Annotated in this window: 19 protein-coding genes; 4 read left to right on the top strand and 15 right to left on the bottom strand. The window is 53.5% G+C overall.

The genetic code is table 11. The features are described 5' to 3' along the window. Window positions 1–62: 62 nt before the first annotated feature. The 7 genes from ihfB to C0560_RS07340 all read right to left on the bottom strand — a co-directional run bounded on the left by ihfB (window position 63) and on the right by C0560_RS07340 (window position 7,442). Window positions 63–350, bottom strand: coding sequence for an integration host factor subunit beta (ihfB, locus tag C0560_RS07370; protein WP_012016828.1), 288 nt, complete (start codon window positions 348–350; stop codon window positions 63–65). A 238-nt stretch (window positions 351–588) separates the two neighbouring features. Next, entirely contained in the window at window positions 589–2,262 is a 1,674-nt protein-coding gene (gene rpsA / locus C0560_RS07365; protein ID WP_100776997.1) for a 30S ribosomal protein S1, read from the bottom strand. Between the two features lie 108 nt (window positions 2,263–2,370). Then, window positions 2,371–3,054: a (d)CMP kinase gene (gene cmk / locus C0560_RS07360; RefSeq protein ID WP_100776998.1), complete on the bottom strand. Its 684-nt coding sequence runs from the start codon at window positions 3,052–3,054 to the stop codon at window positions 2,371–2,373. A gap of 169 nt (window positions 3,055–3,223) precedes the next feature. After that, window positions 3,224–3,991 carry a M48 family metallopeptidase gene (locus C0560_RS07355; RefSeq protein WP_181827564.1) on the bottom strand — a complete coding sequence of 256 codons (768 nt, stop codon included), beginning with the start codon at window positions 3,989–3,991 and terminating at the stop codon, window positions 3,224–3,226. 153 nt (window positions 3,992–4,144) lie between these two features. Further along, on the bottom strand, window positions 4,145–5,428 hold the full coding sequence (aroA, locus tag C0560_RS07350; protein WP_181827563.1) for a 3-phosphoshikimate 1-carboxyvinyltransferase: 1,284 nt from the start codon (window positions 5,426–5,428) through the stop codon (window positions 4,145–4,147). Between the two features lie 70 nt (window positions 5,429–5,498). Continuing rightward, entirely contained in the window at window positions 5,499–6,587 is a 1,089-nt protein-coding gene (gene serC / locus C0560_RS07345; protein ID WP_181827562.1) for a 3-phosphoserine/phosphohydroxythreonine transaminase, read from the bottom strand. Between the two features lie 162 nt (window positions 6,588–6,749). Next, a complete protein-coding gene (locus C0560_RS07340; RefSeq protein WP_100777002.1) occupies window positions 6,750–7,442 on the bottom strand; it encodes a DUF421 domain-containing protein in 693 nt (230 codons plus the stop codon). A gap of 138 nt (window positions 7,443–7,580) precedes the next feature. Here C0560_RS07340 and ycaO point away from each other — a divergent pair, with 138 nt between their 5' ends. The 4 genes from ycaO to pflA all read left to right on the top strand — a co-directional run bounded on the left by ycaO (window position 7,581) and on the right by pflA (window position 13,882). Continuing rightward, window positions 7,581–9,341 (top strand): 30S ribosomal protein S12 methylthiotransferase accessory factor YcaO, encoded by a 1,761-nt coding sequence (gene ycaO / locus C0560_RS07335; protein WP_100777003.1) that lies wholly within the window; start codon window positions 7,581–7,583, stop codon window positions 9,339–9,341. Window positions 9,342–9,747: 406 nt separating this feature from the next. Beyond that, on the top strand, window positions 9,748–10,605 hold the full coding sequence (focA, locus tag C0560_RS07330; protein WP_123429160.1) for a formate transporter FocA: 858 nt from the start codon (window positions 9,748–9,750) through the stop codon (window positions 10,603–10,605). A gap of 49 nt (window positions 10,606–10,654) precedes the next feature. Continuing rightward, the gene (gene pflB, locus C0560_RS07325) at window positions 10,655–12,937 is read left to right on the top strand and encodes a formate C-acetyltransferase (RefSeq protein ID WP_100777005.1); all 2,283 of its coding nucleotides are present in this window, start codon (window positions 10,655–10,657) and stop codon (window positions 12,935–12,937) included. A 204-nt stretch (window positions 12,938–13,141) separates the two neighbouring features. Further along, entirely contained in the window at window positions 13,142–13,882 is a 741-nt protein-coding gene (pflA, locus tag C0560_RS07320; RefSeq protein WP_100777006.1) for a pyruvate formate lyase 1-activating protein, read from the top strand. Between the two features lie 51 nt (window positions 13,883–13,933). On the opposite strand, the gene C0560_RS07315 is transcribed toward pflA, so the two are convergent. The 8 genes from C0560_RS07315 to C0560_RS07280 all read right to left on the bottom strand — a co-directional run bounded on the left by C0560_RS07315 (window position 13,934) and on the right by C0560_RS07280 (window position 26,683). Next, the gene (locus C0560_RS07315) at window positions 13,934–15,082 is read right to left on the bottom strand and encodes an MFS transporter (RefSeq protein WP_248859911.1); all 1,149 of its coding nucleotides are present in this window, start codon (window positions 15,080–15,082) and stop codon (window positions 13,934–13,936) included. A 272-nt stretch (window positions 15,083–15,354) separates the two neighbouring features. After that, window positions 15,355–16,218, bottom strand: a complete 864-nt coding sequence (locus C0560_RS07310) for a dimethyl sulfoxide reductase anchor subunit family protein (RefSeq protein WP_123429162.1) — start codon at window positions 16,216–16,218, stop codon at window positions 15,355–15,357. Between the two features lies 1 nt (window position 16,219). After that, complete coding sequence (locus C0560_RS07305; RefSeq protein ID WP_129034327.1) at window positions 16,220–16,837, bottom strand: DMSO/selenate family reductase complex B subunit; 618 nt, start codon at window positions 16,835–16,837, stop codon at window positions 16,220–16,222. 10 nt (window positions 16,838–16,847) lie between these two features. Further along, window positions 16,848–19,292 (bottom strand): dimethylsulfoxide reductase subunit A, encoded by a 2,445-nt coding sequence (dmsA, locus tag C0560_RS07300; protein ID WP_248859909.1) that lies wholly within the window; start codon window positions 19,290–19,292, stop codon window positions 16,848–16,850. A gap of 209 nt (window positions 19,293–19,501) precedes the next feature. Further along, entirely contained in the window at window positions 19,502–20,794 is a 1,293-nt protein-coding gene (serS, locus tag C0560_RS07295; protein ID WP_100777011.1) for a serine--tRNA ligase, read from the bottom strand. A gap of 91 nt (window positions 20,795–20,885) precedes the next feature. After that, window positions 20,886–22,229, bottom strand: coding sequence for a replication-associated recombination protein RarA (gene rarA, locus C0560_RS07290; protein ID WP_100777012.1), 1,344 nt, complete (start codon window positions 22,227–22,229; stop codon window positions 20,886–20,888). 9 nt (window positions 22,230–22,238) lie between these two features. After that, on the bottom strand, window positions 22,239–22,853 hold the full coding sequence (gene lolA, locus C0560_RS07285; protein ID WP_100777013.1) for an outer membrane lipoprotein chaperone LolA: 615 nt from the start codon (window positions 22,851–22,853) through the stop codon (window positions 22,239–22,241). Between the two features lie 128 nt (window positions 22,854–22,981). After that, window positions 22,982–26,683: a DNA translocase FtsK 4TM domain-containing protein gene (locus C0560_RS07280; RefSeq protein WP_248859908.1), complete on the bottom strand. Its 3,702-nt coding sequence runs from the start codon at window positions 26,681–26,683 to the stop codon at window positions 22,982–22,984. Window positions 26,684–26,708 lie beyond the last annotated feature (25 nt).

Here is a 26,708-nt window from a genome sequence, read left to right as displayed (position 1 = left end):
ATAAGAAAAAAGCACCCGAAGGTGCTTTCTTTTGAAAACCCAGTTCGCCCGAGGGCTAAAACTCAGTTTCCGTAAATATTGGCGCGATCGCGCAGTTCTTTACCCGGCTTAAAGTGCGGAACGTATTTGCCTTCCAGGTCGACTTTATCGCCAGTCTTCGGGTTACGCCCGGTTCGTGGAGCACGATAATGCAGAGAGAAACTACCGAAACCGCGGATTTCAATGCGCTCGCCTTGTGCAAGAGTCGAGGCCATATGCTCTAGCATCTCTTTCACTGCATCTTCCACTGCTTTTGCGGGGATGTGCGATTGTTGGCTGGCAAGTCTTTCAATCAATTCTGACTTGGTCATGATTCCTCCGGTTCCTTCAAACCAATTAGCTGAACAGCTTATTAAACAAGGGCGGCCGTAGCCGCCCTTTGTTATTGATTACAGAACGAATCCTGCAATCTGTCAAGTCTGCTCGTCATCCTTCGAGCGGTCACTGCGTTAACTTCGCCTGTTCCACCCCAGTCATTTACGTGAGTAAGTGGCTGGGGCTTTCAGGCTCGTTGCCTTGTTACCGCCCAAACGATTTAGAGAACTTGAATTACTCGCCTTTAGCTGCTTTGAAAGCTTCAGCCATTGCGTTGTTAGAGAAACCTGCATCTTCCTGTTTGTTAACAGTTGCGATTGCATCTTTCTCATCAGCTTCGTCTTTAGCACGAACAGACAGGCTGATTGCACGGTTCTTACGGTCAACACCGGTGAATTTAGCTTCAACGTCGTCGCCAACGCTCAGAACCAGAGTTGCATCTTCAACGCGGTCACGTGAAGCTTCAGAAGCGCGCAGGTAACCTTCAACGCCGTCAGCCAGTTCTACGGTTGCGCCTTTAGCGTCAACTGCAGTCACTTTACCGTTTACGATTGCGCCTTTCTTGTTCAGTGCAACCCAGTTGTTGAACGGATCTTCTGCGAGCTGTTTAACGCCCAGAGAGATACGCTCACGTTCTGCGTCAACCTGCAGAACAACTGCAGCGATTTCGTCGCCTTTTTTGTATTCACGTACTGCTTCTTCGCCTGCAACGTTCCAGGAGATGTCAGACAGGTGAACCAGGCCATCAATGCCGCCGTCCAGGCCGATGAAGATACCGAAGTCAGTGATAGACTTGATTTTACCTTCAACACGGTCGCCCTTGTTGTGGGTTTCCGCGAACTGCTGCCATGGGTTGTTTTTGCACTGTTTCAGGCCCAGGGAGATACGACGACGTTCTTCGTCGATATCCAGAACCATCACTTCCACTACATCACCAACGTTAACAACTTTGGATGGGTGGATGTTTTTGTTGGTCCAGTCCATTTCGGAAACGTGCACCAGGCCTTCAACGCCTTCTTCGATTTCAACGAAGCAGCCGTAGTCGGTCAGGTTGGTAACGCGACCAGTCAGTTTAGTACCTTCTGGGTAACGTTTAGCGATAGCGACCCATGGATCTTCGCCCAGCTGTTTCAGGCCCAGGGATACACGAGTGCGCTCGCGGTCGAACTTCAGCACTTTAACAGTGATTTCGTCGCCAACGTTCACGATTTCGCTTGGGTGTTTAACGCGTTTCCACGCCATGTCGGTGATGTGCAGCAGGCCATCAACGCCACCCAGATCAACGAATGCACCGTAGTCAGTGAGGTTCTTAACGATACCTTTAACTTCCATGCCTTCCTGCAGGTTTTCCAGCAGCTGATCGCGCTCTGCGCTGTTCTCGGATTCGATAACGGCACGACGAGAAACAACAACGTTGTTACGCTTCTGGTCCAGCTTGATTACTTTGAACTCAAGCTCTTTGCCTTCCAGGTGCAGCGTGTCGCGAACCGGACGAACGTCTACCAGAGAACCTGGCAGGAACGCGCGAATACCGTTCAGCTCAACAGTGAAGCCACCTTTAACTTTGCCGTTGATAACACCGACTACAGTTTCAGCTTCTTCGTAAGCTTTTTCCAGCGTGATCCAAGCTTCGTGACGTTTAGCTTTCTCACGGGACAGCAGAGTTTCACCGAAGCCGTCTTCTACTGCATCCAGTGCAACGTCAACTTCGTCACCAACCTGGATTTCCAGCTCGCCCTGGGCGTTTTTGAACTGCTCTGCCGGAATGGCAGACTCAGATTTCAGACCGGCGTCAACCAGTACGATATCTTTGTCGATAGCAACAACAACACCACGAACGATGGAACCCGGACGGGTTTCGATTGTTTTTAAGGATTCTTCAAATAGTTGAGCAAAAGATTCAGTCATGTTTAATCTTCAGGTTAATATAACGTCCACCTGGCTCCATGCCGGATGGGGTTGTTTCACATACCCACCGTCAATCCATTGCAGCGGGGCACTACGAATCTGTCGCGATTAAGCGAGTGCCAATTTCTGGCGCGCGTATTGTAACGCTTTTTCAATCACTTGCTCAATAGTTAATCGGGTAGAATCGAGCACTAAGGCATCGTCTGCCGGAACAAGTGGTGCTACAGCACGATTACGATCGCGGTCATCGCGCTCTTTTATCTCGGATAAAAGGCGATCAAAGTTAACACTAAAGCCCTTTTCCTGCAACTGAAGCATACGACGTTGCGCGCGTTCTTCCGAGGAAGCGTCAAGGAAAATTTTCACGGGCGCATCAGGAAACACCACTGTTCCCATGTCACGACCATCCGCAATCAGGCCCGGCGCTTCACGGAAGGCGCGCTGACGACGTAAGAGCGCTTCACGAACGCGCGGGAACGCCGCCACCTGCGAAGCCGCATTTGCCACTTCCTGGGTGCGGATTTCACCGCTCACGTCTTCCCCTTCAAGGATGACTTCAAGATTGCCGTTGGTCGACACAAAGCGGACATCAAGGTGCGCAGCCAGAGGCACCAGCGCCTCTTCAGAAGCCATGTCCACATGATGATGCAACGCCGCTAACGCCAGTACGCGATAGATCGCGCCCGAATCTAAAAGATGCCATTGCAATGCTTCCGCCATCGCTTTGCACAAGGTGCCTTTACCCGCACCGCTTGGCCCATCAATGGTAATTACCGGGGCAATTGCTGTCATCGTTCTCTCCTTCATTAAAGGCGTCAGTTACATAAACGCCGCGCATTATACGCGCCATTGCCCGCAACCGTTAATGTTGCTTGCAAATAACGGAATGTTTGAAGGTGAGTGTAGAAGAAATAGGCATCAAAGGACGGACTGGCGTAAAACCAGCCCGTAAGTCAAAGCGTTACTTCTTATCTGCCGCAATACGGTCGCGGATATGCTGCGCACGTTCTGTCGATGGCGGATGAGAATCAAACAGGGATTTAGCGTGGGCGCTGTCGAGGGCAGCCAGTTTATCGAAACTGCTGGCTAAACCCGCGGTGCTGATTTTACGTTGTTTGAGTAAATCGTAGGAGAAATCATCTGCCTCAGACTCCTGACTGCGCGAGAATGCAGAATTTATCGCCCCTTCCGCAATATCACCTAACTGAGACTGCGTGAGCTGAGACGCCACCCCGCTGGTTGCCGAAACAGCATCGCGAGCGGCAACAGTCGCATAGGCCGTCTGCATCGCTTTACGGGAATGGCCCAGCGCCACGTGCCCCAGCTCATGGCCTAACACCCCTTCGACTTCATTGTCCGTCATCATATCCATCAGACTGCTGTATACACGAACGCAGCCATTGGCCATTGCCCAGGCGTTGATGTCGCTGGTCAAATAGACCTTATAGTTAACCGGAGTGCCGTTAATAGTGTTCCCTAGCGCCTTCGCTATTTTATTGATGCGCTTAGTATATTTGCTTGAGGCGCCCGCAATCTCATTTTGGCTGTCCAGTTCTTTACAGCCGCCGTTGGCGATGGCTTTCGCATCAGCGTCAGAGAGCGTCGCGGCTTTATAGGCTGACATACCGGCGCTCGCGATCCCGTTAGGATCGACGCCGTTCATATTTTTACAGCCTGCAAGAAGCGTAGCGGCAATGGCCAGAGATAAAAGCAGTTTACGATTTTTCATATCTATCTTCCGTTGATTAACATATTGAAAAATTATGGGTTAACCCACAACGTTCACGGGAAGATAGCACTCCACGATGTCATGAAAAAAGTTTGAAACGGGACATAAAAAAGCCGACTCGTGGTCGGCTTTTTCGTCTCACCCAGGGAAGAATCAGGCAAGTGTGCTAATGCGCGCCAGCTGTTCGAAATAGTCCGGGAACGTTTTTGCGGTGCATTTCGGATCCAGAATGGTCACTGGCGTATCGGACAAGGCCACCAGCGAGAAACACATCGCCATACGGTGATCGTTGTATGTCCCGATCTCTGCAACCTGCAGTTTGGCTGGCGGCGTCACGCGAATGTAGTCTTCGCCCTCTTCCACTTCAGCGCCCACTTTACGCAGCTCCGTCGCCATCGCGAACAGGCGGTCCGTCTCTTTTACGCGCCAGTTATAGACATTACGTAGCGTTGTGGTGCCTTTGGCAAACAGTGCTGCTGTAGCAATGGTCATCGCCGCATCAGGAATATGGTTCATGTCCATATCGACCGCGTTCAACTCACCGCGGGTACAGGCGATAAAATCATCGCCCCAGGTGATGACGGCGCCCATTTTTTCCAGCACGTCGGCAAAGCGAATGTCGCCCTGAACGCTGTTACGCCCGATACCGGTGACTTTCACCGTGCCGCCTTTAATCGCACCGGCGGCGAGGAAATAGGAGGCGGATGACGCATCCCCTTCCACCAGATAGTGGCCCGGCGACTGATACTGCTGCGCACCACGCACCACGAAGCGCTGATACGCCTGGTTTTCCACCTCGACGCCAAACGTCTTCATCAGATGCAGGGTGATATCAATGTAGGGTTTGGAAACCAGATCCCCTTTGATGGTAATTACCGTATCCTGAGACGCCAGCGGTGCCGTCATCAGCAGCGCCGTCAGGAACTGGCTGGAAACGCTACCGTCTACCGCTACGTCGCCGCCCGTAAATCCACCGCGAAGACGCAGTGGTGGGTAATTTTCCTGCTCCAGATAGTCAATCTGCGCGCCGCCCTGACGCAGGGCATCCACCAGATGGCCGATCGGGCGCTCTTTCATGCGTGGCTCGCCGGTCAGCACAACATTGTTGCTGCCCAGGCACAGCGCCGCCGCCAGAGGGCGCATCGCCGTACCCGCGTTGCCGAGAAACAGCTCCAGCTCGTCGACAGTTTGCAGCGCACCGCCGTTGCCCGTCACTTCACAACGCGTACGATCGGCTGAAAGCGTGTACTGAACACCTAACGCGTTCAGCGCATTCAGCATATGGCGAACGTCGTCACTATCCAGCAGGTTAGTGAGAACAGTGGTGCCATTTGCCAGAGCAGCCAGCAGCAGGGCGCGGTTCGAGACACTTTTTGAACCAGGCAGATTAATGGTGCCATCTACCCGCGCGATCGGTTGTAACGTCAGGGATTCCATGAAACTTAACTCTCAAATCAACATAATAAAAACCCCGCAGCGAAGCTACGGGGGTGAAAAACTCGCGCAATTAACCGTGGCGACGTTCGAAGTCGGCCATAAAATCAGTCAGCGCTTTGACGCCTTCCAGCGGCATCGCATTGTAGATGGAAGCACGCATGCCGCCGACCACGCGGTGGCCTTTCAGGGCATGCAGACCCGCCGCGAACGACTCTTCGAGGAACAGCTTATCAAGATTGCTGTCAGCCAACTGGAACGGCACGTTCATACGAGAACGATTCGCGCTGGCCACGTCGTTGCGATAGAAGCCGCTGCCATCAATCGCGCTGTACAGAAGGGTCGCTTTTTGCTGATTGATCTTGTCCATCTGCGCCACACCGCCATTTTTCTTCAGCCATTTGAAGACAAGGCCAGAAAGATACCAGGCGAAGGTCGGCGGGGTGTTAAACATGGAGTCGTTATCATTCAGAACGGTATAGTCCAGAATCGACGGGCAGGCCTGGTGCGCTTTGCCCAGCAGATCTTCGCGGACAATCACTAACGTTAAACCAGCCGGGCCAATGTTCTTCTGCGCGCCAGCATAAATCACGCCGTAGCGGCTGACATCCAGCGGGCCAGAGAGAATGGTTGAGGACAAATCAGCCGTGACAACGACGTTGTCGCCAAAGTTTGGCTCTTCGTGAATGGCGATCCCGTCGATAGTCTCGTTCGGGCAGTAGTGAAGATAGGCCGCGTCGCTGGACAGCTGCCATTCACTCATCGGTTTCACGCCGCGCAGGCCATCAACAGTAATTTTGGCGTCGATAACATTCGGGGTGCAGTATTTTTTGGCTTCTTTCACTGCGCTGGCGGCCCAGTAGCCGGCATCAACGTAGTCTGCGGTGGTTTTGTCGCCGAGCAGATTCAGCGGAATGCCCGCAAACTGACCGCGCCCGCCGCCGTGGCAGAATAATACTTTGTAGTTCGAGGGAATATTCAGCAGATCGCGAAAATCTGTTTCTGCCTCTTCCGCCACCTGGATAAACTCTTTTCCACGATGGCTAATTTCCATCACCGATGTACCGAGACCCTGCCAGTCGCAAAGCTCCTGCTGAGCCTGTTTAAGCACATCCGCCGGTAGCATTGCCGGACCTGAACTGAAATTAAAGACCTGAGCCATTTACCCTCACCACGCTAAAAGCCATAAGTTATAACTGTGGATATCGGTTTTATCATTCAGTGACACGCGCCGCAATGTCTAAAACTTATGACCGGGAAAATGTGTCCCCGCTCACACAAAACAATCTGCCAGCGCGTTGTCACAAAACCGACAAATTGGCTGTCAGGTGACGCGTTTAGCCCGGCTCACCTTCGTCCATACTGGATTCGCACAGCGAGGGCAAAGTTGATGATCGCCCGGCTGCATCGTCAGAACATGGCTACAGCGTCGACAGGCGTACTCCCCCGCCTCCGGGACGGTGGTAAAGCGTTCAACGTATTCATCCGGCAAAATGCATAAACCCGGTTTCACGTCATCGTCGTCATAGTAATAGACGCTTATCTGCCCGTTCGTTTCCATGATCGCCAGCCGCACCTGGCCCAGCTGTTCCACGCTGTTTAAGCGCAGCTCCATGAAAAACTCAAATTCAGTCATGTTGGCGCTGCGCACCTTCTCCCAGGCCAGTTGCCCCTCTTCGACAATCACCACCGGCTTACCTTCCAGCAGATCCTCGATTTTTTCGCTTTTCGACATCAGCCACATCACCAGCCGATAGAGCAAGCCCAGCGTGACAAAAACGATCAACACCGGAATCATCGGCACATCATCATAAAACGCGACGTCACCGGCCGCAGAGCCGAGTGTCAGAATGATCAGGACTTCAAACAGCGACATCTGTCGAACGCCGCGCCGCCCTGTGATTTTGAGAAACAGAAACACCAGAATAAAGGTGTAGAGGCTGCGCAAAGCCACTTCCCCTAAGAACTCAAGCGGGACTTTGTCGAACGCCATCCGCTGAAGATCGAACGCTTTCATTTTTATTCGCCTTAACAGTAAGTTACTGCTGATAAGCATAGCTGAGTCTTTTATTTTCGCTCTTCTCCTCGCGAAGATAGCGCCTGCCACGCAAAACCCGTATCATTGCGCGCTTTACGTACGATAAAAGTGATCGCCATGACTCAAACATTTATCCCCGGCAAAGACGCCGCTCTGGAAGATTCCATCGCTCGCTTCCAGCAGAAACTGACCGACCTGGGTTTTAATATCGAAGAAGCCTCCTGGCTCAACCCGGTACCTCACGTCTGGTCTGTCCATATTCGCGACACCGACTGTGCGCTGTGCTTTACCAACGGTAAAGGCGCCACCAAAAAAGCGGCTCTGGCTTCTGCCCTGGGGGAGTATTTTGAGCGCCTGTCCACCAACTACTTCTTCGCCGATTTCTGGCTGGGCGAAACCATCGCCAACGGCCCGTTCGTACACTACCCGAACGAAAAGTGGTTCCCGCTGACGGAAGATGACACGCTGCCAGAAGGCATTCTGGATGCGCGTCTGCGCAAGTTCTACGATCCGGATAACGAACTGACCGCCGGTATGCTGGTCGATCTGCAGTCCGGTAACGACGAGCGTGGTATTTGCGCCCTGCCGTTTACCCGTCAGTCTGACGATCACACTGTTTATATCCCGATGAACATCGTCGGCAACCTGTACGTGTCCAATGGGATGTCCGCAGGTAACACCCGTAACGAAGCCCGCGTACAGGGGCTGTCCGAGGTGTTTGAGCGTCATATCAAAAACCGTATTATCGCCGAGTCCATCAGCCTGCCGGAAATTCCGAGCGAGGTGCTGGCGCGCTATCCGGGCGTGGTGGAATCTATCGCTAAATTGGAAGCAGAAGGTTTCCCAATCTTTGCTTACGACGGCTCTCTGGGCGGTAAATACCCGGTAATCTGCGTCGTGCTGTTCAACCCGGCGAACGGCACTTGCTTCGCGTCGTTTGGCGCCCACCCTGACTTCGGCGTGGCGCTGGAACGTACCGTTACCGAGTTGCTTCAGGGCCGTAGCCTGAAAGATCTCGATGTCTTTACCCCACCAACGTTTGACGACGAAGAAGTGGGCGAACACACCAACCTCGAAACGCACTTCATCGATTCCAGCGGTTTGATCTCCTGGGATATGTTCAAGCAGGACGCCGACTATGAATTCGTGGACTGGAGTTTCTCTGGCACCACGGAAGAAGAGTTCGCCACGCTGATGGCAATCTTCAAAGCAGAAGATAAAGAAGTGTACATCGCCGATTACGAGCACCTGAGCGTCTACGCTTGCCGTATTATCGTGCCGGGCATGTCCGACATTTATCCGGCAGAAGATCTGTGGCTGGCCAACAACAGCATGGGCAGCCATCTGCGCGAAACGCTGCTGGCTCTGCCGGGTAGCGAGTGGGAAAAAGAGGATTATCTGAACCTGATCGCCCAACTGGACGACGAAGGCCACGACGATCTTACCCGCGTACGCGAACTGCTGGGCCTGGCAACCGGAAAAGACAATGGCTGGTACACCCTGCGTGTGGGCGAGCTGAAATCCATGCTGGCCCTGGCCGGTGGCGATCTGGATCAGGCTCTGGCCTGGACGGAATGGACCATTGAGTACAACCAGTCGGTCTTCAGCCCGGAGCGCGCTAACTATTATCGTTGCCTGCAGACCCTGCTACTCCTGTCTCAGGAAGAGGATCGTCAGCCGCTGCAATATCTCAATGCGTTCGTGCGTATGTACGGTGCCGACGCTGTTGAAGCCGCCAGCGCCGCACTGAGCGGTGAAGCGCCGTTCTATGGCCTTCAGGCTGTCGATAGCGATCTGAAAGCCTTCCCGGCCCATCAGTCACTGCTCAGAGCTTACGAAAAACTGCAGCGCGCGAAAGCGGCCTACTGGTCAAAATAAGCGCACATAGCATTACAGACAGTAGGCGTATTTCCACGTCTGGGCTATATTACGGGGCAATTTCATTGCCCCGTTTTTTTATTTCTTTTGCAATGAATTTTGATTGTAATAATAAAGTTAATTACAGGTAAATATAATTATGCTTACCTGGGCTTTACTGTTACTTTTTAGGGTAATTACTCCATTTTAATTAACTGCTTCGGGAGAGGTTACAGGAAATAATTCAACTCTTTTCATAACTTTTAAAATTTATTTTTATACGGATAATCAAAAACTTACTCCGCATTTGTTGCAAAACCATGCGCTTTGCGGGCCTATAAGCCAGGCGAGATATGATCTATATCAATTTCTCTTCTATAATGCTTTGTTAGTATCTCGTCGCCGACTTAATAAAGAGAGAGTTAGTGTGAAAGCTGACAACCCTTTTGATCTATTACTCCCAGCTGCGATGGCCAAAGTTGCCGAAGAAGCGGGTGTCTATAAAGCAACGAAACACCCGATGACGACGTTCTATCTGGCGATTACCGCTGGTGTGTTCATCTCCATCGCCTTCGTCTTCTACATCACTGCGACAACCGGTACTGCTGCGATGCCTTTCGGTATTGCGAAACTGATTGGCGGTATCTGTTTCTCACTGGGCTTGATTCTGTGCGTCATTTGCGGCGCCGACCTCTTTACCTCAACGGTGCTTATCGTGGTGGCAAAAGCGAGCGGAAGAATCACCTGGGGTCAGCTGGCGCGCAACTGGATTAATGTCTACGTTGGCAACCTGATTGGCTGTTTGCTCTTTGTACTACTCATGTGGTTATCCGGCGAGTATATGACCGCCAACGGTGGCTGGGGACTCAACGTCCTGCAAACCGCTGACCACAAAATGCATCACACCTTTATCGAAGCCGTCGCTCTCGGCATCCTCGCAAACCTGATGGTCTGCCTGGCAGTCTGGATGAGCTACTCTGGCCGCAGCCTGATGGACAAAGCCATGATTATGGTTCTGCCGGTTGCGATGTTCGTTGCCAGCGGCTTTGAGCACAGTATCGCAAACATGTTTATGATCCCGATGGGTATCGTAATACGCAACTTTGCGAGCCCGGAGTTCTGGACTGCAGTTGGTTCAACCCCGGAAAGTTTCTCTCACCTGACTATTATGAACTTCATCACAGATAACCTGATCCCTGTCACTATTGGGAACATTATCGGTGGGGGTCTGCTGGTTGGGTTGACATACTGGGTCATTTACCTGCGTGGCGACAATCATCACTGATGGTTTCTCAGGCAGTAAAGAAAAATCCACTTAAGAAGGTAGGTATCACATGTCCGAGCTTAATGAAAAGTTAGCCACAGCCTGGGAAGGTTTTGCGAAAGGTGACTGGCAGAAAGAAGTCAACGTACGTGACTTCATTCAGAAAAACTATACCCCGTATGAAGGTGACGAATCCTTCCTGGCTGGTGCTACTGACGCAACAACCAAGCTGTGGGACAATGTTATGGAAGGCGTCAAACTGGAAAACCGCACTCACGCGCCAGTTGATTTCGATACTTCCGTTGCCTCTACCATCACTTCTCACGACGCTGGCTACATCAACAAAGCCCTTGAGAAAATCGTTGGTCTGCAGACTGAAAAACCACTGAAACGTGCAATTATCCCGTTCGGTGGCATCAAAATGGTTGAAGGTTCCTGCAAAGCGTACAATCGCGAGCTGGACCCAATGCTGAAGAAAATCTTCACCGACTACCGCAAAACTCACAACCAGGGCGTGTTTGACGTTTACACCAAAGACATCCTGAACTGCCGTAAATCCGGTGTTCTGACTGGTCTGCCAGATGCGTATGGCCGTGGCCGTATCATCGGTGACTACCGTCGCGTTGCACTGTACGGTATCGACTTCCTGCTGAAAGACAAATACGCACAGTTCCTGTCACTGCAATCTGACCTGGAAAACGGCGTAAACCTGGAAGCGACTATCCGTCTGCGTGAAGAGATCTCTGAACAGCACCGTGCGCTGGGTCAGATCAAAGAAATGGCTGCTAAATATGGCTGCGATATCTCTGGTCCTGCTACCAACGCTCAGGAAGCTATCCAGTGGACTTACTTCGGCTACCTGGCTGCTGTTAAGTCTCAGAACGGCGCAGCAATGTCCTTCGGTCGCGTATCCACCTTCCTGGATGCTTACATCGAACGTGACATCAAAGCAGGCAAAATCACCGAGCAAGACGCACAGGAAATGATTGACCACCTGGTCATGAAACTGCGTATGGTTCGCTTCCTGCGTACCCCAGAATATGATGAGCTGTTCTCCGGTGACCCAATCTGGGCAACTGAATCTATCGGTGGTATGGGCGTAGATGGCCGTACTCTGGTAACCAAAAACAGCTTCCGTTTCCTGAACACCCTGTACACAATGGGTCCGTCTCCGGAACCGAACATCACTGTTCTGTGGTCAGAAAAACTGCCTCTGAACTTCAAGAAATTCGCTGCTAAAGTCTCCATCGATACCTCTTCTCTGCAATACGAGAACGATGATCTGATGCGTCCTGACTTCAACAACGACGACTACGCTATCGCTTGCTGCGTAAGCCCAATGGTTGTTGGTAAGCAAATGCAGTTCTTCGGTGCTCGTGCTAACCTCGCGAAAACCATGCTGTATGCAATCAACGGCGGCGTTGATGAAAAACTGAAAATCCAGGTTGGTCCTAAATCTGAACCAATCAAAGGCGACGTTCTGAACTTCGACGAAGTAATGGACCGCATGGATCACTTCATGGACTGGCTGGCTAAGCAGTATGTCACCGCCCTGAACATCATCCACTACATGCACGACAAGTACAGCTACGAAGCTTCTCTGATGGCTCTGCACGACCGTGACGTGGTTCGCACCATGGCATGTGGTATCGCAGGTCTGTCCGTTGCTGCTGACTCCTTGTCTGCTATCAAATATGCGAAAGTTAAACCAATTCGTGACGAAGATGGTCTGGCGACTGACTTCGAAATCGAAGGCGAATACCCGCAGTTTGGTAACAACGACTCTCGTGTCGATGACATGGCCGTTGACCTGGTTGAACGTTTCATGAAGAAAATTCAGAAACTGACTACCTACCGCAACGCTATCCCGACTCAGTCTGTTCTGACCATCACTTCTAACGTTGTGTACGGTAAGAAAACCGGTAACACCCCAGACGGTCGTCGCGCTGGCGCTCCATTCGGTCCAGGTGCTAACCCAATGCACGGTCGTGACCAGAAAGGTGCTGTTGCCTCTCTGACTTCCGTTGCTAAACTGCCGTTTGCTTACGCGAAAGATGGTATTTCTTATACCTTCTCCATCGTTCCAAATGCGCTGGGTAAAGACGACGAAGTGCGTAAAACCAACCTGGCAGGTCTGATGGACGGTTACTTCCATCACGAATCTTCCATCGAAGGTGGTCAGCACTTGAACGTGAACGTGATGAACCGTGAAATGCTGCTCGACGCGATGGAAAACCCGGAAAAATATCCGCAGCTGACCATTCGTGTATCTGGCTACGCAGTACGTTTTAACTCCCTGACTAAAGAACAGCAGCAGGACGTTATCACCCGTACTTTCACTCAATCCATCTAACTGGAATTGACTGAAATCACGCAGTAAAAAGCGTACAATAAAGGCTCCACGTCAGTGGGGCCTTTTTAACACCCTCTCCACACCAGTCTCTTTTGTCCGCTATCTATATACTTAATGGATAACAGCCAAAACAGACTCGACATAGCCGATGAGCTATGCACATAAACAGGTCCCGGACGGACCGAATCTGGAGATATCACCGCAATGTCAACTATTGGTCGCATTCACTCCTTTGAATCCTGTGGCACCGTCGACGGCCCAGGCATCCGCTTTATTACCTTCTTCCAGGGCTGCCTGATGCGCTGCCTGTACTGTCACAACCGCGACACCTGGGACACCCACGGCGGCAAAGAGATCACCGTTGAAGAGTTGATGAAAGAAGTGGTCACCTATCGCCACTTTATGAATGCATCTGGTGGTGGTGTGACGGCTTCAGGTGGCGAAGCAATCCTGCAGGCTGAATTCGTTCGCGACTGGTTCCGTGCCTGCCGCAAAGAAGGTATTCACACTTGCCTGGACACTAACGGTTTTGTCCGTCGCTACGATCCGGTGATTGATGAACTGCTTGAAGTGACCGATCTGGTGATGCTCGATCTGAAACAGATGAACGATGAGATCCACCAGAATCTGGTTGGCGTCTCGAACCACCGTACTCTGGAATTTGCCAAATACATTGCCGATAAAGGAATCAAAACCTGGATTCGCTATGTGGTGGTCCCGGGCTGGTCAGATGATGATGACTCCGCGCATCGCCTCGGCGAATTTACTCGCGACATGGGCAATGTCGAGAAAATCGAGCTGCTGCCCTATCACGAGCTGGGCAAACACAAGTGGGTGGCGATGGGCGAAGAATACAAACTCGACGGCGTTAAACCACCTAAGAAAGAGACGATGGAACGCGTCAAAGGCATTCTCGAACAGTATGGTCACAAAGTGATGTACTAAAAGAGGTCTGAATGACAAAAGCCCGGGCAGTGTGCTCCGGGCTTTTTTGTATCAGGCATGCGCCACTGGCGTCGGATGCTCCCCTGCTTTTCGCAGCAGCATCAGGAGATAGATAAACGACACGCTGGCAATCATGATAAACAGCAGATTATCTGAATAGCTCTGCATCAGCATGGACGTAAACGTCGGACCCAGCAGGCTGCCGATGGTATAGCTCAGAAGCAGTGCCTGATTCATCGCTACCAGCTGGTGATGCTCGACTTTTTCACAGGCCCAGGCCATCGCTACCGGATAGAGCGTAAAGCCCGCAGCCCCCAGGATAAACAGCGCCGGGGCCATCGCCGCATTGCTCAACATCGCCAGACAACCCATGATCACCACGAAAACCTGCACGCGCAGCACCAGCAGACGACCAAATTTATCGGCCAGTTTACCGATAGGCCATTGCCCCACGATGCCCGCGCTGACCATCACGGCCATCCAGAAACCAATACCGGAATCACTTACACCTTTATGATTCAGGTACAGCGGCATCAGGCCATACAGCGAGCCGAGTACAATCCCGGAGATAATACAGCCGTTGATGCCCAGGCGTGCATGACGCAATCTGAGCATCGGCCAGACCTGCGTCGCTTCCTGATGTTCGCTGCCCTGGTTCACAATTCGGGTAAAGAGCAGAGGCAGAATCGCCGCCAGCACCATACCGGTCACCCACGGCAGGACGCTCATCAAATCGGTAGGCAGTTTGCTGATCATTAACTGGCCCAGCACCGTCCCCACGTAATAGACCATCATGTACGCCGCCAGTAAGCGGCCACGATTGCGGGATGTCCCACTGCACATCAGTGCGCTTTCCACCACCACCCAGATCATCGCGCAGCCGACGCCAGCAATAAAACGGAAGCTCATCCAGCTCCAGAATCCGACCATCACGCCCAGACCCACGCAACCGGCCGCGAAGATCAGCGAGGCCAGGTAATAACTGCGGTTGAACCCGAAACGTTTGATCAGTTTACCGGTCAGTAAAGTACCCAGCAGATTACCGGTAAAATAGGATGAGCTGACCATCCCCACCTGCCATGTCGGAAGTTTTTCATGGGCGAGCCAAAGCGGGACGAGCGTATTTAATACCGCTATCGCCAGGGTCAACAAAAGCAGGCCACAGAGCAAGAGCAGCACTGGGCGGGTGTAGGTGGTCATGGATTTTAACCGTGAGGAAGTAAAGATTCGAGCGCATCATGCCACCGGCAAAAACAAAGTCAATCCATGCAGTTAGCGGCCTCGCACCATTTGTTCGCTGTCGATTTAAAAAATTCATCCTCCGTGCACAGCCAATACAATACGTAATAATTATCTGATTGTTTTTATTAATCTCTGAGGCAAATTAACGGCCGCGCTCAGTTGAAAAATTTCATGATAGAAAATAAAAAAGCCGGAGCAATTGCCCCGGCTCGATATAACCAAACGATCGTTTAACTGGCGACAGCCATACCTACCGTCATATGCAGACCGTAGAACACACCGCGACCAATCAGCTCCCCTGCCAGTACCAGCACGAAGGCCAGAGACAGCAGCGGAACGGCCGGTTGATACCCTTTCACCTGCGGGATTACCCAGCAGGCCAGAGCCGCAACCAGCAGTGCGATACGCCAGGCCATCAGCGAACCGTAATCCGGTACCAGCGCCGACGCTTGCTGAATAGAGCTATGGATAGCCGCCAGCTCAGCGCCCTGCATCAGCGCAACCATTGCACTGATCACCAGCGCCAGCAGTGATACCGCCGGCAGAAGGCGCATTGCCCAGCCATCGACACCCGCCACGCGCAGCAGCAGGAAGCCCAGCAGCGGACCACCAATAAACATGGTCAGGAAGAAGCTCATTGGTGTCCAGACGCTGTACCAGGTAGGAACGGTATCGATGGTGTTATAGACGCGTACCATCATCCAGACAAATACGACCCCAAGCACCATGGTCACGATCAGCCACACACCGCGCAGCCCTGCCGGTAACTTCTTCAGTGCTGCCAGCAGCCACCCAAGACCACCCACAGCGAAGAAGATCGCCCCACTCGCAATTTCATTACTGAGCGAAGAGGCGCCGATACGGTTCAGGGAGTTAAATGCGCGCAGCGGGGAGCCGAGGTGGAGCGTGGAGGCGATAAAGCCAATCCCCATCAGCACCCACAGGCCGAACATACCCAGTATCAGACGCTGTTGCTGCTCAGCGCGTAAATCACCTTTAAGCAATGCCAGAGCGAGGACAATAAACCCGCCCACCACGCACTGTCCGAATACGGTGAAAATCATCAACGGCCATTCATGCCATCCACTTCCCATCTCACACCTCCTTCGGATTGGCCAGGTAGCCGGTGGTATCACCCGTCGGACGGCTATTGGCATTTGGTTTAATAACGATACTTGGCTTCGTGAAGTGCGCAGACGGCAGCGGCGCGACAGCGGCAAGCTGACCGTGTTTCTGACGCAGCTCTTCAATCGGGCCAAAGTCCAGCGCCCGCAGCGGGCAGGACTCCACGCAGATCGGCTTTTTACCGTCTGCGACGCGGGTGTGGCAGCCGTCGCACTTGGTCATGTGACCTTTCGCAGCGTTGTACTGCGGCGCGCCGTACGGGCAGGCCATATGGCAGTAGCGGCAGCCGATGCAGACATCTTCGTCCACCACTACAAAACCGTCGTCACGCTTGTGCATCGCGCCACTCGGGCACACTTTGGTACAGGCGGGATCTTCGCAGTGGTTACAGGCGATCGACAGATAGTAGGCAAACACGTTCTGATTCCAGACGCCGTTGTCCTCCTGCCAGTCACCGCCTGCGTATTCGTAGATACGGCGGAAGCTGACATCAGGAGTTAAGTCTTTGTAATCTTTACACGCCAGCTCGCAGGTTTTGCAACCGGTGCAACGACTGGAATCAATGAAAAATCCATACTGGGTAGTCATCGGTTACTCCTTATACCTTTTCAACCTGAACGAGGTTCGTGTGGGACGGATTGCCTTTCGCCAGAGGCGACGGGCGCTGCGTGGTCAGCACGTTAATGCTGCCTGCCTGGTCGATGCGATTGGCATCCGGGTTATACCAGGCCCCTTCCCCCAGCGCGACCACGCCCGGCATCATACGTGGCGTCACTTTCGCCTCGATATGCACCTCTCCGCGATCGTTAAAGATACGAATGCGATCGCCATTGGCAATGCCACGTTTCTGCGCATCCATCGGGTTCATCCACATCTCCTGGCGGCACGACGCTTTCAGCACATCGACGTTGCCATAGGTAGAGTGAACGCGCGATTTATAGTGGAAACCGGTGAGCTGCAGTGGGTATTTGGCGATGAGCGGATCGTTATAGTTCTCAAAACCAGGGGTGTAGATCGGCAATGGATCGATGACATCCCCTTCTGGCAGCTCCCAGCTGGAGGCAATTTTTGCCAGTGCTTCAGAGTAAATCTCGATTTTGCCAGACGGCGTAGTCAGTGGATTCGCCTGCGGATCTTCACGGAACGCTTTATAGGCCACATGATGCCCTTGCGGATCGCGCTGCTTGAACATCCCTTGCTTACGGAAGGTGTCAAAATCAGGCAGTTCAGGCATCGCCTTGCGGGAGAGTTCATACAGATGACGCATCCACCCTTCCTGAGTGCGGCCTTCCGTGAACTGCTGCTCAACGCCGAGACGTTTAGCCAGTTCCGTGGTCATCTCGTAGATGGTTTTGCATTCAAAGCGCGGTTTAATTGCCTGGTCGGCAAAGATGACGTACGACATGTTGCCGCAGGAGGCATCCAGCGCGAAGTCCATCTGCTCAGAGGCGGTGCAGTCTGGCAGCAGGATATCGGCATATTTCGCCGACGAGGTCATATGGCAGTCGATCACCACAATCATTTCGCATTTTTTGTCATCCTGAAGGATGTCATGCGTGCGGTTGATGTCTGAATGCTGATTAATAATGCAGTTACCGGCATAGTTCCAGATCATCTTGATCGGTACATCCAGTTTATCTTTGCCGCGCACCCCGTCACGCAGGGCCGTCATTTCCGGGCCGCGTTCAATCGCATCAGTCCACATAAACATGGAGATACTGGTCTGCACCGGGTTTTCCAGCGTTGGCATGCGTTCGAATGGCAAAGAATAAGAGCCTTCACGCGCGCCGGAGTTACCGCCGTGGATGCCGACGTTGCCCGTTAAAATTGAGAGCATCGAAATCGCGCGAGTGGCAATTTCACCGTTCGCATGACGCTGCGGACCCCATCCCTGGCTGATATAGGCCGGTTTCGCCGAGCCAATTTCACGCGCCAGTTGCACAATACGCTCAACGGGAATGCCTGTGATAGTGGATGCCCATTGCGGCGTTTTCGCCACGCCATCGCTGCCCTGTCCAAGGATATACGCCTTGTAATGACCGTTAGCCGGGGCGCTGGCTGGCAAGGTTTTCTCGTCATACCCGACACAGTATTTGTCGAGGAATGGCTGATCGACGAGATTCTCTGTGATCATCACCCACGCCAGCGCATTCACCAGCGCCGCATCGGTACCGGGGCGAATCGGGATCCATTCATCTTCACGACCGGCGCCGGTATCCGTATAGCGCGGATCGACGATGATCATCCGGGCATTAGATTTTGCGCGCGCCTGCTCGAGGTAATAGGTCACCCCACCGCCGCTCATACGCGTTTCACCCGGATTGTTGCCGAACAGAACCACCAGTTTGCTGTTTTCGATATCGGACGGGCTGTTGCCGTCGGCCCAGCCGCCGTAGGTGTAATTCAGCCCTTCGGCGATTTGCGCAGAGGAGTAATCACCGTAGTGATTGAGATAACCGCCGCAGCAGTTCATCAGACGGGCAATCAGCGTTTTTCCCGGTGGCCATGAGCGAGTCAGGGTGCCACCGAGCGTGCCGGTACCGTAGTTCAGATAGATGGATTCGTTGCCGTGCTCTTTGATCAGTCGCTGCATATTCCCGGCGATGGTATCAAAGGCCTCTTCCCAGCTGATGCGCTCAAACTTCCCTTCACCGCGTTTGCCCACGCGTTTCATGGGATATTTGAGGCGATCCGGATTGTAAACACGACGACGCATCGAGCGACCACGCAGGCAGGCACGAACCTGATGTAACCCTTCGTAGTTATCATCCCCGGTGTTGTCGGTTTCGACATATTTGATTTCGCCATCGACAACGTGCATCCGCAGCGGGCAACGGCTGCCACAGTTGACGGTACAGGCGCTCCAGACCACTTTATCCGGGGCACTCAGCGGCGCGATAGCTTCAGCCGCGGTTGCCATCCGTGAAAAAGGGAGAGTGAACGCGCTGCTGGCAACGGCCAGGCCACCAATCGCCGTCGTTTTGACTAACCCGCGACGACTCACCTCGGCAGCCAGAAGAGCATCAGGCGCTTTGATTTTCATAGAAACTCACTTTGGTTGCTCACAAATAAATAAAGGTGCGGCACACGCCGCTATATAGTTTTTTATATAACGATTTGATTCGTTATTAGATTTTTATGCTAATAATGAGTGAGGTGAGTATTACTACTTTAGGAGGATAAGTTATTGTCTGGAGTCAAAACGCAGGCATAAAAAAAGCGCCATCAGGCGCTTTTTTGTTTTAGGGCAAATCAACCAATGTACTGCTGGCCTTTCATGTACGGGCGCAGCACTTCAGGGATCTCAATACGGCCGTCTGCCTGCTGGTAGTTTTCCAGCACCGCAACCAGCGTACGGCCCACAGCCAGACCAGAACCGTTCAGGGTATGAACCAGACGGGTTTTCTTGTCAGATTTGCTGCGGCAACGCGCCTGCATGCGACGTGCCTGGAAATCCCAGACGTTAGAGCAGGAGGAGATTTCGCGGTAGGTGTTCTGCGCAGGGACCCAAACTTCCAGGTCGTAGGTTTTACAGGCACCAAAGCCCATATCACCCGAGCACAGCGCCATACGACGGTACGGCAGACCCAGCAGTTCAAGCACTTTCTCTGCATGGCCGGTCATCTCTTCCAGCGCATCCATCGACTCTTCCGGGCGAACAATCTGAACCATCTCGACTTTGTCGAACTGGTGCATACGAATCAGACCACGGGTATCACGACCGTAGGAACCCGCTTCAGAACGGAAGCACGGAGAGTGTGCAGTCAGTTTGATTGGCAGATCGTCTTCGTCGATGATTTCATCGCGAACAAGGTTGGTCAGCGGCACTTCAGCTGTTGGGATCAACGCATAGTTGCTGCTGTCTGCTTCTTCGTCCAGCGGACGAGTGTGGAACAGATCGCCTGCAAATTTCGGCAACTGGCCAGTACCGTACAGCGTATCGTGGTTAACCAGATACGGAACGTAGGTTTCACTGTAACCATGCTGCTCGGTGTGTAGATCCAGCATGAACTGCGCCAGCGCACGGTGCAGATGCGCGATCTGGCCTTTCATCACCACAAAGCGAGAACCGGTCAGTTTCACCGCAGCGGCAAAATCCAGACCCGCGTGCATTTCACCGAGGGTGACATGATCGCGCACATCGAAGTCGAATTCACGCGGGGTACCCCAGCGTTTCACTTCAACGTTATCATTTTCGTCTTTGCCGACAGGAACGCTATCGTCAGGAATGTTCGGGATCGCCAGCGCGATATCACGAATTTCGGTCTGAAGAACATCCAGTTCAGCTTTCGCCTGATCCAGCTCTTCACCCAGTTTGTTCACTTCCAGACGCAATGGCTCAATGTCTTCCCCGCGTGCTTTCGCCTGGCCGATGGATTTCGATCGAGAGTTACGCTCAGCCTGCAGATTTTCAGTTTGTACCTGCAGAACTTTACGACGCTCTTCAAGAGCGCGCAGCTTATCTACATCCAGCTTAAAGCCCCGGCGTGCCAGTTTTTCAGCGACTGCGTCTGGCTCGTTACGCAGCAGATTGGGATCGAGCATGCTTATCCTGTGCTTATCGAATTAAAAGAGGAAAAGTGACCACAGCCTGCGGTCACAGGGATACATTGCCAACATTACCGCAACGATCGCGCTAACGGTAGCGTTTTATAGGGCTATTTTGATCCTGTCCGGTAAGCCAGGCGAGCTTTTCGCCAATCTTGCCTTCAAGACCTCTGTTAGTCGGGCGATAATAGCGCGTTTGTGCCATTTCCTGCGGGAAATATTCCTCCCCAGCGGCATAGGCATTCGGCTCATCGTGGGCATAGCGATATTCCTGGCCGTAGCCCATCTCTTTCATCAGTTTGGTCGGCGCATTACGCAGATGTACCGGCACATCATAGTCCGGCCTATCGCGAGCATCGGACATCGCTGCTTTAAACGCGGTGTAGACAGCATTACTTTTCGGCGCACAGGCCAGATAGACAATCGCCTGGGCAATGGCGCGCTCGCCCTCTGCCGGCCCTACGCGGGTAAAACAGTCCCAGGCAGAAATCGCCACCTGCATGGCGCGCGGATCGGCATTACCGACATCTTCGGATGCAATCGCCAGACAGCGGCGCGCGACGTAGAGCGGATCGCCACCGGCGGTAATAATGCGCGCATACCAGTAGAGCGCAGCATCTGGCGCACTGCCCCGCACTGATTTGTGTAATGCCGAAATGAGATCGTAAAAACGATCGCCTTTGTTGTCGAAACGCGCGCTGCGCTCTCCGGCAATTTCGGTCAGTAACTCCGCCTTCAGCACCCGCTTACCGGATGCGTCCAGCTCGGCCATATCGGCCATCATTTCCAGCGTGTTTAATGCCCGGCGCGCATCTCCATTGACCAGTTCGGCAATCGCTCGACGGGTATCATCCGGCAGAACGATATCCTGTCCGCCGTAGCCGCGCGATTTGTCTTCCATCGCCTGAGTCAGTACCTGCTCGATATCGTCCGTAGTGAGCGATTTCAGCAGGTAGACGCGCGCACGCGACAGCAGAGCCGAGTTGAGTTCAAAAGAGGGGTTTTCGGTGGTCGCACCGATAAAAAAGATCGTGCCATCTTCAATGTGCGGCAGAAACGCATCCTGCTGGCTCTTATTGAAACGATGGACTTCATCGACAAACAGGATCGTACGACGACCGGCATTGCGGTTTTGACGGGCGCGCTCAATGGCTTCGCGAATCTCTTTCACGCCTGACGTGACGGCAGAAAGGCGCTCCACGTCCGCATCTGCATAGCGAGCAATCACTTCGGCCAGCGTAGTTTTACCCGTACCGGGTGGCCCCCAGAGGATCATCGAGTGCAGATGCCCGGCTTCGATAGCGCGCGGCAACGGTTTCCCGGAAGCCAGCAAATGCTGCTGACCAATGTACTGCGCTAAATTTTCTGGCCGCATACGCGCGGCCAGAGGTTGAAACGCATTGTCAGAAAAATCGAGCGACAGGTTGCCCACTCACGCCTCTTACTTATTGCGTTGATCGTCCACCGTTACGCCCTGCGGCGGGGTAAAGGTGAATTTCGATGCGTCAATAGCGCCATTTTGCTGAGACTTGAGCTGGTAGCTGCTGCGCTGCTCATCCTGCTCAACGGCGCTGAATTGATTGATAGTCCCGTTGCTGCTCACATTAATGGTGAACTGCTTGAGGTTGCCGTTATTGCCTTTCGGCGTCAGTACAAAATCATCGCCATTCTGCTTAATGTTGTACTGCTGCCAGTCGCTGGTCTGATTACGGGCGATGAGCATGAACGGTGTATTGCTGGTCGCGTCTTTCAGCAACGTTGCCGTCGCCTGCTCCACAAACGGATTGTAGAACCACAGGGTTTTGCCATCGGAAACCAGAATACTTTCATCCGGTTGCGTCATGTGCCAGTTAAACAGATTAGGACGTTTCACCCAGAGATCGCCCTGACCTTCCTGCACCGCATTACCGCTACCATCCGTCACTTTCTGTGTGAAGCTGGCATGGAAGCTGCTGACTTTATCCAGGCGGCTTTTAAGGTCGCTTGCGGCATCAGCCCAGACGCTGCTGGCAACAAAGCTGGTCAGTAGTGCTCCGACGATTGCGATTTTTTTCATTATTAATCCTTAAAATTCGTCATCCCCGAATGGGGTTCTGTCCTCTATTCTGGACCTGCCCGCAGGCAGGCGACAGAAGAAAATGCTTAATTTTTGCTGATTTACCCATCTTTGCAATCGGCGACAGATTACTCGAACGGCGGTGGTGCCAGCACTTCGCGGTTACCGTTGTGCCCCTGCTCGCTCACGATGCCCTGCGCTTCCATCTGTTCGATGATGCGTGCGGCACGGTTGTAGCCGATGCGGAACTGACGCTGTACGCCCGAGATCGAGGCTTTACGTTTTTCCGTCACAAAGTTAACTGCCTGGTCGAATAACGGGTCCAACTCTTCCGCACCGTCAAAACCGCCACCGCCGCTCTCGCTTTCACTTTCAGAGGTGATGCCGTCAATGTACTGAGGACGACCGCGCGCTTTCCAGTCCTGGACCACTGCGTGGACTTCCTGGTCGCGCACGAAAGCACCGTGAACACGCACTGGCGTCGTGGAGTTCGGGCCGGAAAAGAGCATATCACCCATGCCAAGCAGCGATTCTGCACCGGCCTGATCGAGGATAGTACGGGAGTCGATTTTGCTCGAAACGGTGAAGGCGATACGCGTTGGAATGTTCGCTTTAATCAGACCGGTGATGACATCAACGGATGGACGCTGTGTCGCGAGCACCAGGTGAATACCTGCCGCACGCGCTTTCTGCGCCAGTCGGGCGATCAGCTCTTCCACTTTCTTGCCCACGGTCATCATCAGGTCGGCGAATTCATCCACCAGCACCACAATATACGGCAGTTTTTCCAGAACCGGATGCTGAGCATCCATGCTGTCGCCCGGCTTCCAGTATGGGTCCGGGATCGGACGACCCATGCGTGCAGCTTCAGCAATTTTATCGTTATAACCGGCAAGATTACGCACGCCCAGAGCCGACATCAGCTTGTAGCGGCGTTCCATCTCATTGACGCTCCAGCGCAGTGCGTTGGCGGCATCTTTCATATCGGTCACAACTTCGGTAAGCAGATGCGGAATGCCTTCATAGACAGACAGTTCCAGCATTTTCGGGTCGATCATAATGAAACGCACATCTTCCGGCTGCGCTTTGTACAGCATGCTCAGGATCATGGCGTTTACACCCACGGATTTACCGGAACCCGTGGTCCCTGCAACCAGCAGATGCGGCATTTTCGCCAGATCGGCCACCACAGGCTCGCCCGCGATATCTTTGCCCAGTACCACGGTAAGCGGCGACGGATTATCGCGGAACTTGGCGTTATCCAGCACTTCGCGCAGATAAACGGTATGGCGTTTCTTGTTCGGCAGTTCCAGGCCCACGTAAGGCTTGCCTGGAATGACTTCTACCACACGCACAGCCACAGTTGACAGTGAGCGTGCCAGATCGCGTGACAGGTTAGAAATACGTGCTGCTTTAACACCAGGTGCCAGGTTTAACTCGAAGCGCGTAATAACCGGGCCTGGCGAGTAGTTCACAACATCCGCTTTGATACGGAAATCGGCAAGACGTGTTTCAACCAGACGCGCCATTTGCTCCAGCGCGAAGGTATCCACCGGCTCAACTTCCGTCGGCGGAGAGGTTAAGAGATCCAGCGACGGTAGCGGCGTAGTCGGTCGTTGCACAGGACGGCTGTCACCATTGCGCATCAGCAGCGGGTGAATCAGGCTTTCCTGCGGCTGTGCGACAGGTTGCTGCGGCTGCGCGTATTGCGGTGGTGCAGCAACGGGCTGCTGTGGTTGCGCATACTGCTGTGGAACGTGCGCAGGCTGAGCAGGCGCATAGTGCTGGCGCGGCGGTTCGGCTTCCGGCATAACACTCGGCGTAAACAGCGGTTCACTCGGCGTGTCATCCACCAGATCTTTCATTGGTGAGAATTCAAAATCTGACAGAGAGAAAGGATTCGCATTGGCTGGCTGTTCGCCAGAGTAACGCTGCTCCTGCGAGGCGGCAAACTGACGAGCCAGCTCCGCTTCGGCGGCATCATCTTCGTCGTCCTGAACACCCGGCTGATACTCTTCGCCGTAGCGCTGATGTTGCTGAGCAGCAAACTGGCGGGCCAGTTCGTCCTGCTGCATTTCGTCGGCATCATCTATGTCATCAGGATCGCGCGCTTTTTCCTCAGCCATACGCTGGGAAGGCAGTTTAATCCCGTAGGACGCCAGCTCGCGACGGGTCGGAACGCGCACGCGATTTGGACGTGGCAACTGCGGACCGATACCCTCTTTAACCTGCGGACGCGGCGCGCCGCCCGTAGCCAGACTGAACACTGGCGCGGCGGCCGCAGCTGTCGCTGCCGCAGAGGCAGTCGCTTGCTTAATACCAGCCGCAACAGGTGCCACGGATGCGGTCGGGTCGAGATCGGGTGTACCAAAAGACGCAGGCGACGCAGAAGGCGTGACAACAGGCTCACTCACTGGCTCCGGCACAGGCTGATACCAGGCCGCAAGCTGCTCGCGTTCACGGGCACGCTTCTCTTCCACTTCTTCAAAATAGTACATCGGTGGACGGGCCGGTTTTACCTCTTCGACTTCAACCTGCGGCTCGACAACAGGTTCAGGCGTGTATTCCTGGTAAGTCTGAACCTGAGGCTCAGCATACTGCGGATAAGTTTCTGGTTCGTAAACCGGCTCCGGCTGATACGGCTGCTGCCACTGTTCTTGCGGCTGTACTACTTGCGGCTGAACAGGCACGTAGCTTTCTGGCTCAGGGGCAATGGTCGGTTCTGGCGTATGAACGCCTGGCGCCGTTTGCCAGTCGACTACAGGCTGCTGCATTGCAGGCTCGGGTGTCTGCACCGGCGCTGCAGGCATGACAGCTTCTACTGGTGCGGCATAGGCTTGCGCAGCCGTCGTCGCAACAGCCGCAGCGGCAACAGGTGCCGTAACGGAATGACCGTTTAACAGCGGATCGTATTCATCGAAATCACCCGGCGTCGCCCGATTGCCGGAGAACAGCACGTCATCCGGATCGGCAGCAACACCGCCCGCGCTGTAGGAGATCTGCTCGTCATCATCCATGCGCTTGCCGGAGAAGAGTGCAGCGTCCGTTTTACGCGCCACAGGATTGGTGAATTTGTCTGCGATGCGTTTACGACGCGCCAGCGCACCACGCATAATGCGCGTACGGCGAGATTCAGTACGATTAGCGGATGACGTCTCTTCTTCATAGTCGTCATCTTCGTATTCTTCTTCATCCACCCAGGTGTCGTCACGACGGGTGCGATTACTGGCGAAAGTCAGAATATTGAGGATAAAGCCGCCAAGTTTCTCGGCGATGCTCACCCACGACCAGCCGGTAAAGAGGGTAAGCCCGGCGGCCCAGATACAGAGCAGCGTAATGGTACCACCGCTACTGTGAAGCATAGGCTTAAGCGCCGTGCTCAGCAGGCTGCCAATCACGCCACCGGAGGCGAAATACCAGATATCATCGGCGTTAATCGCGGCCAGCCCACAGGACGTGAGAATGAGCGCCAGCGCGCCAATCAAACGCAGCGAAACGGCAAAATAGTCGATGTACTCTTCGTTCTGACGGTGACGCCAGGCAAACCAGCACCCGCCGACGATAATGATCGGAATGGTGTAGGCCATCACGCCAAACACGAAGAACAGCGTGTCCGCCAGCCATGCGCCAGGCACCCCGCCCAAATTATGGATCGGTTCATGCCATGCCGTTTGTGACCAGCTGGGATCGGAAGGATTGAAACTGAGTAAGGCGGCCATCAACCAGACGGCAAAAAGGGCAACAAGAATCAGTAACGCCTCAAGGAGTCGGCGCCCGCTGCTTAACTTCGTTAACGTGACTTCTTTGTCTTCAGTATATTCCTGGCTCAAAAAAGGCTCTCCAGGTACCAGGCAT

The sequence above is a fragment of the Lelliottia sp. AC1 genome (assembly GCF_023278595.1).
Taxonomy (GTDB): domain Bacteria; phylum Pseudomonadota; class Gammaproteobacteria; order Enterobacterales; family Enterobacteriaceae; genus Enterobacter; species Enterobacter nimipressuralis.
This window is presented reverse-complemented; position numbering and strand designations above follow the sequence as displayed.